We start from the raw sequence: 18,130 nt of genomic DNA on the forward strand, positions 1-18,130 counted from the left end.
ATCCTGTCCAGTATGTGGAGTGCAACTGTGCTCCACATGGACGGTATGTAAGTAGCGAGAAATAAAAAAATCCCGGCCCCCTCATTAAGGGAATCGGGAATGAACTATGTGAGCTTAATTTCAAGCAACTCATATTTGATTACAGCCATGGGTGCATCCACATGAATGATACTGCCCACTTCTTTCCCCAAAAGTGCCTTGCCTAAAGGACTCTCATAGGAAATTTTGTTATCCAGAACATCCGCCTCAGCAGGACTTACAATTTTGTATTCCATCTTCTCCGAAAATTCGATGTCATTCAGAATGACAGTCGATCCGATACTAACGGTTCTAAGGTCTAAATTACTCTCGTCCACGACCCGGGCTTTGGTCAGCATCTTCTCCAATATGAGAATGCGGGTTTCCATAAATGCTTGGTCATCCTTGGCTGAGTGATACTCACTATTTTCCTTCAAATCGCCGTAGCTGATAGCCAACTTAAGCCGTTCGGCTAGCTCCTTACGTTTTACGGTCTTCAGTTCCTTAAGCTCATCCTCCAGCTTGGCCAATCCCTCTTTAGTTAACAATACTTCTTCATTCGACATATTTTTTCTACAACTCCTATTTCAGCATTTGCTTAATTCCAATTCAAAGCTCAAAAATCCAATAAACGAACTAAACCGTTTCGTTCTAAACATTGCTGATTGGAAACGCTCTTGGGATGTATGCAAATTGCTCATTTGGCTTGCTTTATTGTAGTTTACTCTAAATCGGACCAACATGCGAAATAAATTACTGAATAATAGTAGCCAGCTACCTTCAACCAGGGTGATTCTTATAGTAACCAATGCTCTCTTATTCGCATATCGTATGATCATAATGTATATTGATGAGCACGTGTAGTGCCACTGTCCTTGTTCCGAATTTTCATAAAGACAGGCAAGAACAGTATATGGCGGGAGGAAGATTCGATGGCTTCCTTAGGAAAGAATGGCAATGGGAATGGGAATCGTAAATCCAAATCCCCCCCCAACGGTCAAAAGAAAAATGGATTAAACAGTAATTCGGCTATCTTTTCTGCTCTTCAAGGGAAAAATGTGGAGGTCTTAGTGGCAGCCCTCCTACTAACGGGAAAACTAAACGTCGATTCCGTGACTTTATACAGACAAGCAACATTGTTTTTAGGCCTCACAGGAAAATACAAAACATTAGCATCCACTCCATCCAATGTCGATAATATGGTGAAATTTTTAAATGATAATGGAAATATGACACTGGACCAGGTGATACAAGCCTTTTCACAGAAAGTAAACAATTAACAAGTGGCGAAAGGAGATATTTGTGGTGAGTGAGTTTGATGGAGAATATTTTGCAGAGGTTGTCATTATTGTGATACTAGTTGCCTTGTTCTTCTATGGCTCCTCAGATATAGAGGGACTGTCTGCTAAACCAACACAATCCTAAAATGATAGTACCCGCTGCGGGTACTTTTTTCATGCTTCTCTCTTATATATAATACAGCTCGACAGAATACCATAGTGGCAGACATATCGTAAAAATAAAATAGAGCATCTATAGACTCCCGAAGGTCAATAGATGCTCTTGCTTTTTAACGATCCATCATTTTCGCTTAACGTTCCTTCACTTCCACGCTTATCGTTTGACTACTAACTTCTCCTGAAGCATTGACTAGCTCGGCCCGATACTCGTATGTACCCGGCTTTTGATTTTGGATGTTGGTGATTGCGCTTTGGGCCTGCGGGCTTTTGCTTGGCAGATCCTGGGCGTCGATCAGTTCTCCATTTTCATATAAGTTGTATTTTGTCGCATTCGTGCCCCACCACATGTTCATTGTAAGGGTGTAGGTACCGTCACCATCCCAATTGTCATCAGACAGCACTGGAATGCCAGGGGAAGCATCGGTCACTTCGACAGTTAACGAGTCGCTGGTCGTTTTACCAGAAGCGTTGATCAGTTCTGCAGTATACGTGTAGGTACCATTGGTCTTGCCTGTAACAGGAATGACTGCATGCTGTGCTCCAGGGGAAGCGGCTTGCAACGATTGGGTGCCAATCAGCTTGTCGTTTTCATACAACTTGAGTTCATCACCATTCGTACCCCACCACAGATTCATGGTGATGTTGTAGTTGCCATCCTTTAGTCCAGTATCCTGCCCGTTATCATGCGACAGTACAGGTTTTCCCGGCACTTCACCTACAGCAGTCTTTTCGACTCTAACGGTTACAGGATTGGATACCACTGTTTGACCGTTCAAGGTGACGCTGGCTGTAATCTCCGCGCTCCCCTCTTTTAGGGCCTTAAGTTCTCCATACGTATCCAGCGAAACGGATTCATGACTGCTGATATACTGAACAGAAGCGCGGCTTAAATCAGCTTCGCTGCCATCTGTCAGCGTACCCTTGAGATGTGTCGCTGCCGTATCCCCAATGTTGAGGGTCGTTTGATCCAGTGAAAGCTCTACTTCCTGCAAAGCTGCGCCTGCCTGAGCTGAAAAATCATCCAGTCCACGCGGTTTTAATTGATAATCCCCTTTGAAAATCGCCGAAATTCCCTTTAGTTTCACTTGCTGTCCTTCTTGATATGGAAAAGATGTCCGTGTTACGCCTGTACGTGCATCGACGCGCACATGGTGACTTACTTCACCAGATACTGCATCAAATTCAAACGAACCTACGGGAGTCGCGTCTATCACATTACGAATAATTGCCGTTGGAAGCTCGACCAACTGTCCTTGGTTCCCATCACTGAGCTCGGTGACTTGTACAGCTTCTGGAAGTTGTCCTTCTCCCTTTTTTTCAATTACCACTGGATCGGTTAACTCTAGCTCACTATTATACAGTGCCAAGCTTGCTATAAGCTTTACTCGATCACCTCGGTGAAAGCCACTTTGGTTCTGATATACATAAATCCCACCACTTTCATCCTGCATGTAAAAGGCTTGACCACCGAATGCACCTGGTTCTGTCGTCACAACGCCCTCTAAGGTCACGACTTTGCCAGCCGGGAGGCTCCGTGCTTCTGCGACACTGATACGAGCTGGAACCGTATTGCCTTCCTCGGGCAACGGCTGGGCCGGGACATCAGCCAGCACGACGGATTGGGTCAGCAGATTGCTGCCGTTTTGCTTCAGTCTAAGATTAGCTGAACCACTGGTTCCCGGCTTGATCCGCACCGTCAAGTCCTTATAGGCATGCCCTTTGCCGTTGGACTCCAGACTAAATGTTCCGCTATAGCCGTATGTGGTTGGCCAGCTTCCATCCGGATTTTGAATCTGGGCTACTTGATTGCCGCCCGCTACGTAAATACCTGTGCTGAATCCGCTAATCGTGCTGTTGGGAGCCAGTTGGTCGGCAGTAACTCGAATTTGAAAAGGCTGTGCATTGGGCAGCTCCTCTTGACGAACGATGCTGTACACTGGTTGCGCGCTGGCTGTAGGTCCGCCATAGGACCCTGCTTTGAATGTTTGCTGATCCCACCATTTGTAGCCGGCTGCGGGAGCGGACCACGGCTCGGCTTGTGGTTCCGTGGAAGCTTGCGGCTCTTCAAAAGGCAGTAACGCCGTCGGCTGGTCCAGTTGTAAGCTGTTCACTTCCGTCAGGCTGGTATACTCCTCCTTGTTGGACAACCAGTCTACGATATTGACCAGTAACACAGCGTCATCCTGCTCCTTAAAGCCGTCATACGTTGTCTTCTTGGTTCCTGTCTCTTCGCGCAAATATTTTGGCGTTGCATCTTCGACAGGAGACGAGTCCCCAATGAAAGCAGCTTTGCCTAGTCCTACTTTCGATACAGCTGCATAAGGTCCTTCTGGAATGCCGCCTCCGTTATAAACGCCCTGATCTACCGCGTTGCCCCAAGCCTGATTGGTTTTAGGAAGATATACGATTCCCTTGGCTTTCGCTGGGTCGATAATCGCGAGTGTTGATCCTGCATGCATTGCCACATTACTCACTCCAGCTGTAATGCCGAACGCCTGCGCTGGCTCGACAATCTGATTGGCCGTGATATCGCCTAATGCATTGTAGCGAAAGCGCACACCAAACTGGCTGCCCAGCCAATCTGAGCTGACTACGCCCTGCATCGCTGTTGAGCTTTTTTCTTCCGCACTCATTCCCTTCGCAGGGTCTTCCCATGCACCACGACGGTAGCCATTAATGCTCTCCGATCCGTCCCAGCGATTCTTGTTGCGGTCCGCGTTATAATGATCTCCAATGAAAAAAATACTATTGCCTGCTTTTACATACTGCTCCATTGCAGCCTGTTCGCTCTGCTTAAAAGGAATATTTGGCTCTGCCGTAACAAATACATCATAATTCTTTAGATCATTGTAAGTAATAGGCGTAGATTGGCGTAGCTCGTGTACATCATAGCCATTGCTCGCGAGGGCTTGGCCGAAGTCTGAAAATCCACCATCAATCACCCAATCTGCTGCGCCAGCTGTCTGTCCATGTGTATTATCAAACAGCACTTTTTTACCAGCGTTCTCATTGACCACTTTCGCAGCAATGAAGGGAGCTGGGTCCGCCGGACCTTCTGCCCGTACCGGTTGTATGCTGCCCGCAACACCAGCGTACAACGATAAAGTGAAAACCATAGCAGTTGCGTATTTGAAGCTACGGGATGTAAAACGACGAAAGATTCCCATTCTTTTCCTCCTGTTTGTTGGTTTAAAGCCCCTCTGGGGGGCATCAGATACAAATTTTAGCATTCATTTATGTTCGAATATGCATTGTTTTGTAAATCTTTAGGAATAATGAATAGGAAGTAAATTCCAATAAAAGAGATACACCGTATGCAGCAATGTGAGTACCGCAAATAGGATTTTCCCAGCAGTCCGGGGTCTCCTTTCCCCTGTAATCATCTTTGCGCCATTCACGATCAATACCCATACAGCAATGAGAGCTGAAATGAGCGGTAACGTGCAAATTCCCCAGATATACCAGGCGGAATAGCCATACACTATCTGATTGTTACCATAGATGACCTGCACTCCGAGAAAAATCGAATTTAGTGACGCAATGAATGCAAGGTTGGACGAAATGTGATTATTCGTTTTACGGATATCTCTGATCACATATCTTACGATCCAAATCAGCAAGGTTGTGATAAAAAATAAGGAGGCGGCAGCGTAGCTGACAAGCAGAGTCCAGGTACGGTGCCAAAGTGTCGTCTGCTTCATGGTCTTACTATCTGGGGCAACCATCATCCAAGTACCGTTTTCCTGATACAGCAAAATTTTAAGCTGGCCCCCCTTTTCCACAAACAATCCATCACCTGCTGCTTGAAAAACTTTGTCTGTTGCTTCATTCTCATTTGGGTGTTTTCCTCTAACAATTAACGTATGATCATTTTGAATTCGCACGGTGTATGTAATGCTTCCCAGTATCCGAATCCATTTCCCCCAACCATGAACAGGATTAGAATCCACCTGATATACGCCCTCGATCTCTGGCGAAAGTTTCACTTGTGTGGAAGAGCGAGCTAGTGACTGCGAAACGGCCTGTGGCTCTGAGGGCAGCATTTGGGCTATCGCATTGATGACTTTTCCATGAAGCAGGGTGTCCGTGTCAGCTGAATTAATGATCACAAAAATACCGATCTTTTGGGACGGAATCAATACCATTTCGGAAATAAAATCATCAATTTCCCCGGTAGCCCACAGCATAGGTACTCCCGTCTCCAAATGACCACGGAAAAATCCGTAGCCTACGCCATCTAGGCGTTCATCGACAGCAAATTGCTGCGCATGCATCACTTTTACCGTATGTGGCTGGAGCACCACTTTGCCCTCATACTTGCCTTGGTTTAAATGAGTGATCAGATAATGGGAAAACTCGTTGGGTGTGACGTTCAACGCTCCTGCTCCCGGCAGATTGATATACGACAAAGGCTGTTTCAAATACGTTCCATCCTTCAACTGATACGACTGGGCCAGTGCAGGATGATTTAACGGCAATTCCAGTGTCGCGCTGGGCATATTCATCGGCTGAAACAGATGTGTACGGAGGTAATCATTCAGTCCCTGACCGCTTACTTGCTCCACGATATTACCGATCAGACCGTAGGCGACATTGCTGTAATCATACTGAATTCCAGGTTTGCGGATGGGAGGCTGATTTTGAAAATACGTGCTGAGATACTGCTCTGTGGGCAAAACGCCTGCCCGAGTCGAGCTGTTAATGTTGTACAGCGCTTCATCCAATCCCGAGGTATGTGTCAAAAGCTGATGCAAATTGAAAGGCTGGTTTTGGTATTGCGTAGCTTTATAGCTGTGGAGATAGCTGTTCACGTCTTCATTCAAATCAAGCTTGTTTTGCTCAACCAGCTGCATCGTGGCGCTTGCACTAAATGATTTGGTTAGAGAGCCGACACGAACAATGGTCTTTGCTGGATCGAATGCCGCTTTCCGCTCCAGATCTGCATATCCATAACCTTTACTAAAAAGGATTTGGTTTTCCTGAGTCACGACGACTGCAGCCCCCGGAATATGCAATTTTTCCAATTCTGTACTCATGATATTGTCCACTGTTTTTTCCAATGAATCAGGTGTTATGCTGTCTGTTGCCCATGCCGAAGCAATGAGCAGGTTCGAGAGAAATAACGCTGCTAAAAAAGCGGATAGGTAGCAAATGCCTTTATTCTTCATATTGAAGTACCATCCTTACGTATGAAGTTGATTTAATGATTTGAACCGTGCGGTGATTGCATAGCGAGCAGATATTTATACTCCATATGGAGGCCATCAGCATGGCGCTATGGAATCATCGCACTTCCCATCGCGGGAGTGCACATAATAAAGCGAATCCTGATCGAGTCGCGTAAGCATAAGGCTTCTTACCTGTCGATCAGGATTCATGTGTTACAGATTAAAAATCAGTGATTCAGTTCGTTACATCATCGACCGTAGATTTTCAAGATTTATGATGTGCCAAGTCTTGTGTCATGTCTTTGTCCGTGTTCCGAGTTATCTTTTGTATGGTGGCACGGATACTTTTTACATTTTCCTCGATAAATCCGGGTTCCAGCAGTTCATAATGATTGCCAATCAAGCTATGCTCTTCATAGCTACCTCGTGTAACGTCTTTCCATAAAAGTCGATTATCTCCTGTACCCTTGACCGTTTCCGATCCAACGGCGACAAAGCCGTGAATATTCGCCTGAACGCTCTCTGTATTCACAAGCTGGTTGCCATATACCGCGTAAGCGATCATTTTACGTTGGTACGTTTCATTCAATAGCTCACGGTAGGAGTCGGGAACCTGTTCTAGCATGTCATGAATTTCATGCTCTGTTTCTTCAACTGTGAAGGGCAGAGCTTCCGCCCTTTTGACCGAATCGAGCATAAAAATATCGGATACAGTATGACCTTGACGTTCCAGTGTGTCAGCAACCTTATGCGCCAGATTACCACCTATGGAATAACCAAGCAGCACATACGGACCTTGCGCTTGCGTGTTGACGATCAAATCAACGTAACGTGCCAGCATTGCCTGCTCATCCGCAGCATCATCCACGAACTCCAACCCATACACGACTGCGTCCTGATCCAGTTGTTTCGCAAGCTCCGCGAACGACAGCCCGTATCCAAGCATAGGAGGAAAGCAGAAGATGGAGATCGGACCGTGTTCATTCAACCGAATGATTGGACTATCGGCCTTGTATTCCAGATCGGCTTTCAATAATGTGAGCGCCTGCGCTTCTATAGTCGGGAAGTCCAGAACACTACGGATGGGAAGCTCAATATCTGTAGCAAGGTGAACTTTGCGTATTAGCTCCAGTACTTTCAAGGAATGTCCACCCAACGTGAAAAAGTCATCGTGGATACCCACTTGTGGAATTTCAAGTACTTCCTGCCAAATGGCTGCCAGCAACTGTTCCACATCGGTTCGCGGTGCGACATATTCTATACCCGTGTGCAGCCCTTTGTCCGGCACAGGTAAAGCTTTGCGGTCGATTTTGCCGTTTGTCGTCAGCGGAAACCGATCCAGCTGTACAAATGCGGATGGAATCATATAACTCGGCAGACTGGCCGACATCGCAGCTCGAATCTCACGGATGGTCAGCTGTTCATCGGCAGTGAAGTAAGCACATAATTGCTGCTGACCCGATCCATCCCGCAAAGCGATAACAACGCTATCCCGCACGGACGGTACACTTGCCAGCCGCGCCTCCACCTCGCCCAGCTCAATCCGGTAACCGCGAATTTTAACCTGTTGATCAATCCGTCCAGCGTATTCCAGTATGCCGTCTTCACGCCAACGAACAAGGTCTCCCGTACAGTACAGACGATCTCCGTCCACCCACGGGTTAGCAAGAAATCTCTCAGCCGTAAGCTCAGAGCGGTTCAGATAACCACGTGCAACTCCGTCTCCGCCGACAACCAGCTCACCCCAAGCTCCAACCGGTTGCAGGTTAAATGACGAATCCACAACATACGCCGTCGAATTACGGATGGGGCGTCCGATTGGCACAGAATCCAGCTGTTCTTCCGTAATGTGATACGTCGTCGAAAAGGTTGTATTTTCCGTTGGCCCATAGCCGTTAATGATGTTGATGTCCGGATTATCGCGCAGGACCCGGTTAATATGGGGTGCAGACAAAACATCACCACCAACCAGCAAATACTTCACATCGCCGAAAAGTTTACTATCCTGCTGTGAAAGCTGATTAAATAACGGAGTGGTCAGCCACATCATGGTGACGCGATGATCCCGTATCGTCTCTTTAAGCTTGGCCGCGTCCAGTAGATCATCCTTATGCACAAGAACAAGCTGACCGCCGTTCAGCAGCGCGCCCCAAATTTCAAACGTAGATACATCAAATACAAACGCGCAAGTCTGCAGCATTCGGGTCGATTCATCAAATGGCACATAATCCGTATTGCGGACAAGGCGCACGACACTTTGATGCTCAACAACGACACCCTTAGGCTTACCTGTTGAACCTGAGGTATAAATGACATAAGCAGCATGATTACCCGCTCCATCTATACCCAGATTGGAAGCATCTGCACTGTAGGACGTATCCTCATTCAGATTGACAATCTGTCCGTCAAAATAGCAACGATCTAGTAAATCCTGCTGAGCCAGCAGCAGCTTAGCTCCCGAGTCCTCCAGCATATAACGGATACGGTCCTCCGGATATTGAGGGTCTACCGGCACATACGCGCCACCAGCCTTCAAAATAGCGAGTGTTCCCGTAATCATATCCAGTGAGCGCTCCGTCAAAATACCCACAGGTTCATCGGATTTCACTCCTGCATCACGCAGCGTATGCGCTAAACGGTTGGCCATCTCATTGAGTTCCCGATAGGTCAATGATTGATGACCCAAAGCTACGGCAATATGATCCGGCGTGCGCTCTGCCTGCTCCTCAAACAGTTTTTGGATCGTGTGATTGCTTGGATATGCAGAGGCAGTGTCATTAAACTCTCCTGTAATTTGTTGTTTTTCCGCCGCTGTAACCAGTTCCAGCTCTTCTACGCAAACATTCGGGTTAAGCAAAACTTGCTCCAACAGGTTCACAAAATGTCCATGCAGACGCTCAATGCCTGTTTGTTCATAACTTAACGCGTTATACATAAAACGAATCTTGATGCATTCTCCAGGCATAACGACTAAGCTCAGATCATAGTTAGTCTGCTCTGCAGCCACCACGTTGGAAATCGGGAATGTATCCTGCCCGTCACTTCCCAGTTCCTCGACCTGCTCATCTACTGGATAATTTTCAAACACCATAATATGGTTAATTAAATCCTGTTTCTGGTCGGTCAATGCCTGGATCTCAAACAGTGGATACGTATCATATGCATGAGAAGCCAGCGCATGCTCCTGCGTTTTCTTCATAACTTCTGCAAAAGATTCCCCTGCCTCACTAAGAATGCGAACGGGAATGGTATTAATGAACAAGCCGATAATATCCTCTACCCCGATAATATCTGATGGACGACCTGAGACGACACTGCCAAATACGACATCACTGTGGTTGTTATATTTTTGCAGCACAATCCCCCATGCGGTTTGTAATAACGTATTCATGGTCACTTGATATCGCTTAGCCGTCTCCTCCACCCGGAGGGTCAAATCACGTTCCAAAACCGTCACCCAATCACTAGCCGTGTTGCCTTCACTCTTGCGACCGGATTTTACAGCTGGTAATGCTGTTTGCTGCTCATACCCGGATAAATAGCTGCTCCAGTAGTCGGTTGCCGCCTTGCGATCCTGTGCTTCCAGCCATTCAATAAAGCGGCTGTACGGCACTGCCGGTTCCAGCTCTGGTACTCTGCCCTCCTGAAGTGCTGCATAGCTTTCAAAGACTTCTTTATTTATAAGGGACAGACACCAGCCGTCCATGACGATATGATGAAAGCTCCATACAAAATGATAGCTGTCTTCTCCGGTACGTAAAATCGCTACACGCAGCAGGACATCCCGACGCAGATCAAAGCCCCGTGCTTTATCTTGTAGCTTGAAATTTTTCACCCAGGTACCTTTTGCATCCTCATCTAGATGGTGTAAATCTTCATATTGAAAGCCGCAATCCCGATTTCGATACACCACCTGCAACGGTTCCGTATCCCTGCCAAAATAAAAATGTGTACGCAGCGCCTCATGTCGCCGAACCAGAATATTCAGGCTTTCTGCAAAAGCCCGAATGTCCATCTGACCTCGCATATCATAAGAAACCTGCTCAAAATACGCGTCATTCGCGGCTGCTTGACTATCTAGCTGGCTGTGAAACAGCATCCCTTTCTGCATTGGGGTCAGTGCATATACATTGTCGATCTCACCCGCAGCACCCATTTCAGATAAGAGGCTGTCCAAGCCCTCCACACTCATTCCTTTATAGGAAATGTCACTTGGGGTAAGCTCCGGGTGTTCTTTATGGATGCAATGCGCCAAAATTTCACGCAGGCTCGATTCCAGTAATTTTGCCAATCGCTCGATCGTCTCCGGTCTATAGCTGGTACGGCTATAACTAATTGTCAGACCCAGTTGGCCTCCCGAAATGATGCCGCCAAAATCCAGTGTATACGTTCGAGCCATGGTCGGGCTCAGCGGCATCCCACCCTCATATGAGGATGATTGCAAGTCGTTCCCTTTCATATCCTGATCGAACTGTCCCAAATAGTTAAAGCTGATTTCGGGATCTGTCGTAAATATGGCTGGAGATGCCTCCGGTGCCTGTGTCTGACGGTCGGCTAAATATTTCAGTACACCGTAGCCAATCCCTTTTTGCGGGATACCGCGCAGTCCTTCCTTCACACGCTTAATCCGTTGCGAAAGTGCCAATTCTTCCGGCATATCGAGCAAAACAGGATATTGGCTTGTAAACCACCCTATCGTTCGGGTAATGTCCACCTCTGGTAAAATGGCTTCACGTCCATGTCCCTCCAGATTAATCAGGAAACGCTCATGTCCGCTCCATGCTTGCAATGCCATTCCTACCGCCGTCAACAACAGGTCATTAATTTCTGTACGGTAGGCACGATTGGCCTGCTTGAGCAGCTGGTCTGTCTCTGCATGTGTCCACAAAGCAGTAACCGACTCACTATCGCCAATCAATGGCTTTTCGTGCTCGTTATGCCCGTAATCCTGCGGCAAAGGAGCCCGTTCCGCTTGTGCAAGTTTCCCCCAATACGCTCGCTCACGTTCCATAGCTGGACTGTTGGCATAAGCGTGCAGCTGCTCGGCCCACGTTTGGAACGAATCTGTTTTATGAGGCAGCTGAATCACCTGTTCACCCTTGGAGGCTTGATCATAGGCAGTCGCCAAATCCTCGAATAAAATGCGCCAGGATACCCCGTCCACCGCCAAATGATGAATCACGACCAGCAGATGATCTCCATTCGGGCAACGGAACAGCCCCAGTCTCATCAACGGACCTTCGCTTAGGGAAATACCAGATTGAATTTCATTGCATTTCGCTTCAATTATCTTCGCCAAATCTTGCTTGTTTACATCGCTGTCATTATAGTCAAAGCACTCCAGATGGTACGGTTCGCCTTCCTCTACACTGCGGTTCCATGCTGTACATCCGTTCTCCGACAAACTAAAAACCATACGCAATGCATCATGGTGCGATGTAATCTGATGGAGCGCCCGCCGTAGTGCCTGTTCGTCATAGCCTTCCTGACGATAGAGCATGACAGATTGGTTAAAGTAGTGTGGTTCTCCCGTTGGCTGTTCAAAAAACCAGCGCTGAATCGGTGTAAGCACTACATTTCCTGTAACCTCGCCCTGCTCGGCTATCCGGTTAACAGGCTGAATATATGTGCTTAGTCCCGCAATTGTCGGGTATTTGAACAAGTCCTTCATTTCCAGCTTGTATCCAGCCTGAAACAAGCGGGACGATACTTGGATGGCCTTGATGGAATCACCACCCAAATGGAAAAAGTTATCCTGTATTCCGACTTTCGGGATACCAAGAATGGCTCCCCAAGCCGTAGCCAGTGCTTGTTGAACATCCGTCTCGGGTGCCACATAATCCATACCTGTATCGAGATTGTGCTCAGGTGCAGGCAGTGTCCTGCGGTCTACTTTGCCATTCAGCGTCAAAGGCAGTCTGGAGAGCTGCACAAAGTAGGACGGCACCATATAGCCAGGCAGATCCTGCGACAAAATGTTACGTAAGTCGCTGGCGCTCAATTCACTGTCTGTTGCAAAATAGGCACACAGCTGTTTTTGTCCGTTATCGTCCTGCCGCACGGTAACAACCGATTCCTTCACACCTGGAATCGTGGACAAACGGGTCTCAATTTCACCCAGTTCAATGCGGTAGCCGCGAATTTTGACCTGTTCATCCATTCTTCCCTTGTACTCCAGTACACCATCAGCACGCCAACGCACTAAGTCCCCTGTACGATAGCAATATTCTCCAGACCGGAATGGACTTTCAATAAATTTTTCCGCTGTAAGCTCGGGCCGATTCAGATATCCTCGCCCAACACCGTCGCCACCGACGATCAGCTCTCCCCAGGCTCCGATAGGTTGCAGCTTCAACGAACGATTGACCACATAAGCGGTCGAGTGATCAATTGGACGTCCAATGGGAATAGCCTGGGTTTGCGGTTCTGTAATATCATAGATGGTGGAAAAGGTGGTGTTCTCCGTCGGCCCATAAATATTGGCCAGGCGAAGCTGCGGGTACTCCTTCATCACACGATTGACGTGTGGTACAGACAACACATCACCACCCACGAGCAACTCCTTCAAGGACGCAAACACTCCGATTTCTTGCTGCGAATACTGATTGAATAAAGCCGTGGTCATGAACATCGTGTTAACACGATACTTGTCAATCGCCTGCTTGAGCTTGGAGGCATCCAGAATAGTGTCATGACTTACCACATACAGTTGTCCCCCGTTCAGCAGCGTTCCCCAGATTTCAAAAGTGGAGGCATCGAACACAACTGCGCCCAATTGCAGCATACGTGTATTTTCATCAAGCATGGCATAGCTTTTGTTCTTCACTAGTCGCACGACATTACGGTGCTCAATCATCACGCCCTTCGGCTTGCCTGTCGTGCCAGAGGTGTAAATCACATACGCAAGATCTGAGGAAGATCCCCCTGTTGTCATCGCAATTGTTCCATCCGTATGAGCGTCACCTTCAGATTTGCTATTCCATCGTTGTTCATCACTCAAATCGATGACCGGAATGCCGGGTTCAAAAGGCATCTGTTCACGTCGCTGTAACAGTAACAGCCCCGCACTGGAATCCTCCAGTAAATAACGGATACGCTCCTCAGGATAATCGGGATCAATGGGAACGTAAGCCCCTCCGACCTTCAAAATTGCCAGCATACCGACGACCATTTCAATGGAGCGTTCAGCCATAATCCCTACTCGCTGTGTCTCTGGCTTGGACCCGCGCCGTATCCCATGGGAAGCGAGTATGTGTGCCAGACGGTCGGCACGTTCATTCAGCTCGCGGTAGGTAAGCTTCGTGTCCGCAAAGGTGACGGCCAGCCGATCTGGTGATTGCGCTACCTGTTCCTCGAACAGCACATGCAGTGCTTGATCTCGTGGATACGGATAGTCTGCTACCGTATCATTGAATCTCTGCACAAGCAGCTCTTTTTCTTGGGCCGAAACCATTTCAATAGCCGAAAGAACGATATCCGGCTGTTCTATAACCGCATTGATAAGCTGCTGCAAATGTTCAGTCAGTCGTTCAATGGTTTCCCGTTTGTACAGCCGAGTTCCGTATTGAAGAGCACAGGAAATTTGTTCTCCATCCTCCACTGCGAACAGACTCAAATCAAATTTGGCCGTCGTTTGTTCACTTGGATAGGATGCCAATTGCAGCCCTGCCAGCTGCTGCTCTTTTTGCTCTAGGTTTTGCAGTGCAAACATGGTATCAAATAACGGATTACGGCTTAAATCTCGATCCACGCCCAGCTTCTCCACCAGCTCTTCAAACGGATAATCCTGATGTTCAAAAGCCTTTAACGCGTTTTCCTTGACCTCCAACACATAATTGCGGAACGTTTTCCCGCCTTCTGGATAATTACGGATTGCCAGTGTATTCACGAACATCCCGATCAGACTGCCAAGATCTGCATGGGGCCGCCCTGCAATTGGCGAACCGACAATAATATCCTCCTGCCCGCTATAGTGGCTAAGCAAAGCCGAATAGGCAGCCAACAACACCATATATAATGTCGATTCCGTCTGCACCGCAATGCTTTTTAAGCCTTCGCTTTGTCGTTGGTCAAGCGTAAATTCCAGCACATCTCCTTCAAAGCTTCTCACCGCCGGGCGTGGATAATCAGTCGGTAGATCTGGCACAGGTAGCTCTCCTGCGAAGGTATTGAGCCAGTAGTTTTCTTGTTCCCGGTAGTGTTCACTTTGCTGCTGCTTCTGTTGCCAAGCGGCGTAGTCTTTATACTGAATGCGCAGCGATGGCAGCGTGTCGCCTGTATATAAACGAATGAAGTCCTGAATCAGTACATTTATAGAGGTACCGTCCGAAATGATATGATGCATATCCATGAGCAAAATATGATGCTCTGGGTCTGTTTCAATCAAACCAACTCGGAATAACGGAGCCTGCTCCAGATCGAACGGCTGAACAAAGTTACGTACCAGCTCATCCGTTTCCTTTGGGGCAGCTCCGTGAGCATAGGTCAATTCCATGCGAAAAGGAACCTCGTCATGTACTCGCTGGACAGGTTCACCGTTCATGGTCTCAAAACTTGTGCGCAATGTTTCATGGCGTTCAATAAGCTGACGGAACGCGTTATCCAGTGCCTTGTGATCAAGTGAACCGGTCAGAGTCAGGGCACCAGGTATGTTATAGCTAATTCCCGCGCCATCAAGCTGATTGAGGATATACATCCGTTTTTGAGCCGATGAGACCGCATAAAATGGCTTATTCTCCGTAACAGGGATGGATTCATAAGTGGTTTGCTCCAGTGCTTCAATAACCTGCGCCAGCTGTTCGATTGTCGGATGCTGAAACAGATCCTTTAGCTGCACATTTTTATGCAATTCCTTATAGATGAGTGATATGACATGTGTCGCCCGCAGGGAATGTCCTCCTGCCTCAAAAAAGTTATCCTTAATCCCAATGCGCTCAAGCTCCAGCACATCTTTCCAGATGCTAGCCAGTTGTGCTTGTAATTGATTTTGAGGAGGTACATATTCTGCGCCTGAGCTTACACCTCCCTCTGGCTGTGGCAACGCTCGGCGATCCACCTTGCCGTTGGGCGTCAGTGGCAACTGCTCCAGCTGCACAAAATACGACGGTACCATGTAGCCCGGCAGCTCCTGACTCAAAGCGCTACGCAGCTCACTTGTCGCTACTTCCGCATGGGTGACCACATATGCGCAGAGCAGCTTTTGCCCCTGTTCATCTTCATGTGCAATTACAACAGCTTCTCGGACTGCCTCCAGCTTCAACAGCTGTGCTTCCACCTCGCCCAGCTCGATCCGGTAGCCCCGGATTTTTACCTGCGCGTCGATCCGTCCCTTATATTCCAGCGTCCCGTCCGCATTCCAACGCACCAGGTCCCCTGTACGATAGCAGCGTTCGCCGCCACGGAATGGGCTGTCAATAAACTTTTCGGTCGTCAGGTCTGGGCGGTTGCGGTATCCGCGAGCCACCCCGTCACCGCCGACGATCAGTTCTCCCCACGCTCCAACAGGCTGGAGCTGCATCGAACCGTCCACGACATATGCCGTCGAGTTATGGATTGGGCTGCCAATGGGCACAGATGCCGATTGAACGCCGGTAATGGCATGTGTGGTGGAAAAGGTCGTATTTTCCGTCGGACCATAGCCGTTAATGATATGTAGATTCGGATGGGCCTCCAATACCCGGTTAATATGCGGTACGGACAGCACATCACCACCAACCAACAGCTCCCGCATCCCCTCAAATAGTTCCAAGTCCTGCTGGGATAGCTGATTAAAGAGTGGTGCGGTCAGCCACATCGTGGTAATGCCGTGATTGCGGACAACTTCCTTGAGCTTGGGTGCGTCCAAAATAATATCCTGACTCACCAGCACCAGCTGTCCACCGTTCAATAGCGCACCCCAAATTTCGAAGGTCGACGCGTCAAAGACAACAGACCCAGTCTGCAAAATGCGCGTGTCGGCATTCAAGCGTGCATAATTTGTGTTTGTCACCAAACGCACGACATTACGGTGCTCCACCATAACCCCTTTGGGCTGGCCTGTAGTCCCTGAGGTGTACATAATATAGGCCAAGCGACCAGCTGCGCTCGCCTTCGGTTGTTCTCCAGCTGCATAAGCCTGCTGTATTTGTTCTGCTTGTTCTGATTGCGTAGCTTTGGGTTGCATGATTTCTGGTTGTATGGTTGTCGTAGAAGCAAGTTCGGGACTGGCGGAAATGGAGTAGAAAGGATCTAGGCAGTCCACGTATCCCGGATCAGTATTCGTCCCGTGATCATTCGGCAAAATTGGATCGTAACGATTAGCATCATCCGTTCCATAAATTGCAGCATCGCTAAGGTCAAGCACCATTCCCTTAAAATCAGTGGGCCGATGTTCCATTCGCTGCACGAGCAGTATGTCCGCACCGGAATCCTTCAGCAAATAGCGTACACGCTCATCCGGGTAATCAGAATCAATGGGTACATACGCTCCACCTGCTTTGAGAATTCCGAGCATACCGACAATCATCTCAATCGAGCGTTCAGCTACAATGCCGACCGTCTGCTCGGTGCGGATTCCCTGCTTACGTAAAGAATGAGCCAGTCGGTTGGCCTTTTCATTCAATTCTGCATAGGTTAGGCTATCTTGCCCACACACTACCGCCACCTGCTGTGGTGCCTGCTTTGCCTGTTTCTCGAACAATTCATGAATAGACGCATGACGTGGATAATCCACATTTGTATCATTGAAGGTATGGACCAGCTGCTCTACTTCTTGCTCTGACAGTACTTGTGCTGTGGAAATCGGCAACTCTGGCTGCTGCAAAACAATAGTGTACAGCCGCAGAAGCTGCTCAACAAAGTGTTCAATCGTCGTCTCGCTATAACGGTCGCTACTATACTTTACGTTCAGGGAGACCGCTTCATTTTCCCATTGAAACTGGAAATGTAGTTCGGATTGTACGTGATTCAAAAATTCAGATACATGAATATTTTGCAAGGATACTGTGGTGTGAATAAGAGGCTTTCCATCCTCATTACGTTGAATGTCAAGTAATTCGGAATAGTTCCAAAAAGGAATATTTTGATGTTCAATAGCTTCACCGACAGAGGTTTTGATTTGAGACAGCAAGGCTTTGAAGGTTGTGCTGGAATCCAGCGTATTTTTCAATAAAAGCAGATGGTTGATCGGCTTTGTAGCACCGTTGCTAGACTTGGCTACCGGAATGCCCAGCAGCACACGTTCCTCACCTGTGTATTTATGCAATAAGCTCTCTACTCCAGCAAGCAGGACCATAAACACGGCCCATGGAGCGCCACCAGTTATAGATGATATTCTTTGAGAAATTTCAGTTGGAAATGTGAGCGTGTACGTATGGGAATTTAAACTCGTTACAATTGTACTTCTGGACACATGGTTGGTGTATGGTAGGCAGCTGATATGATCCTCAGATTCCAGTTTATGACTCCAGTAATTTTTTTCCTTCTCAAATAAGGCTTTCAATGACA

5 protein-coding genes are annotated in these 18,130 nt (G+C 47.9%); 1 reads left to right on the top strand and 4 read right to left on the bottom strand.

Features of this window, described 5'->3' with window-relative positions; all coding sequences use genetic code 11:
- Positions 1 to 104: 104 nt before the first annotated feature.
- The gene (gene greA, locus ACQW03_RS25920) at positions 105 to 584 is read right to left on the bottom strand and encodes a transcription elongation factor GreA (RefSeq protein WP_013310174.1); all 480 of its coding nucleotides are present in this window, start codon (positions 582 to 584) and stop codon (positions 105 to 107) included.
- Positions 585 to 950: 366 nt separating this feature from the next.
- On the opposite strand from greA, the gene ACQW03_RS25925 reads away from it, so the two are divergent.
- A complete protein-coding gene (locus ACQW03_RS25925; protein ID WP_023988452.1) occupies positions 951 to 1,298 on the top strand; it encodes a hypothetical protein in 348 nt (115 codons plus the stop codon).
- Between the two features lie 311 nt (positions 1,299 to 1,609).
- Here ACQW03_RS25925 and ACQW03_RS25930 read toward each other — a convergent pair whose 3' ends face one another.
- The 3 genes from ACQW03_RS25930 to ACQW03_RS25940 form a co-directional block, all read right to left on the bottom strand.
- Positions 1,610 to 4,645, bottom strand: a complete 3,036-nt coding sequence (locus ACQW03_RS25930) for an endonuclease (protein WP_441952766.1) — start codon at positions 4,643 to 4,645, stop codon at positions 1,610 to 1,612.
- 99 nt (positions 4,646 to 4,744) lie between these two features.
- Positions 4,745 to 6,646: a serine hydrolase domain-containing protein gene (locus ACQW03_RS25935; protein ID WP_441952768.1), complete on the bottom strand. Its 1,902-nt coding sequence runs from the start codon at positions 6,644 to 6,646 to the stop codon at positions 4,745 to 4,747.
- 265 nt (positions 6,647 to 6,911) lie between these two features.
- Positions 6,912 to 18,125 (bottom strand): amino acid adenylation domain-containing protein, encoded by an 11,214-nt coding sequence (locus tag ACQW03_RS25940; protein WP_441952770.1) that lies wholly within the window; start codon positions 18,123 to 18,125, stop codon positions 6,912 to 6,914.
- Between the last annotated feature and the right edge of the window lie 5 nt (positions 18,126 to 18,130).

Origin of the sequence: Paenibacillus sp. DRB1-1 (genome assembly GCF_052119485.1) — a bacterium.
GTDB classification, from domain to species: Bacteria; Bacillota; Bacilli; order Paenibacillales; family Paenibacillaceae; genus Paenibacillus; species Paenibacillus polymyxa_B.

Coding starts and splice junctions, on each gene's coding strand:
- greA (WP_013310174.1), bottom strand. CDS start 584: ATGTCGAATGAAGAAGTATTGTTAACTAAAGAGGGATTGGCCAAGCTG.
- ACQW03_RS25925 (WP_023988452.1), top strand. CDS start 951: ATGGCTTCCTTAGGAAAGAATGGCAATGGGAATGGGAATCGTAAATCC.
- ACQW03_RS25930 (WP_441952766.1), bottom strand. CDS start 4,645: ATGGGAATCTTTCGTCGTTTTACATCCCGTAGCTTCAAATACGCAACT.
- ACQW03_RS25935 (WP_441952768.1), bottom strand. CDS start 6,646: ATGAAGAATAAAGGCATTTGCTACCTATCCGCTTTTTTAGCAGCGTTA.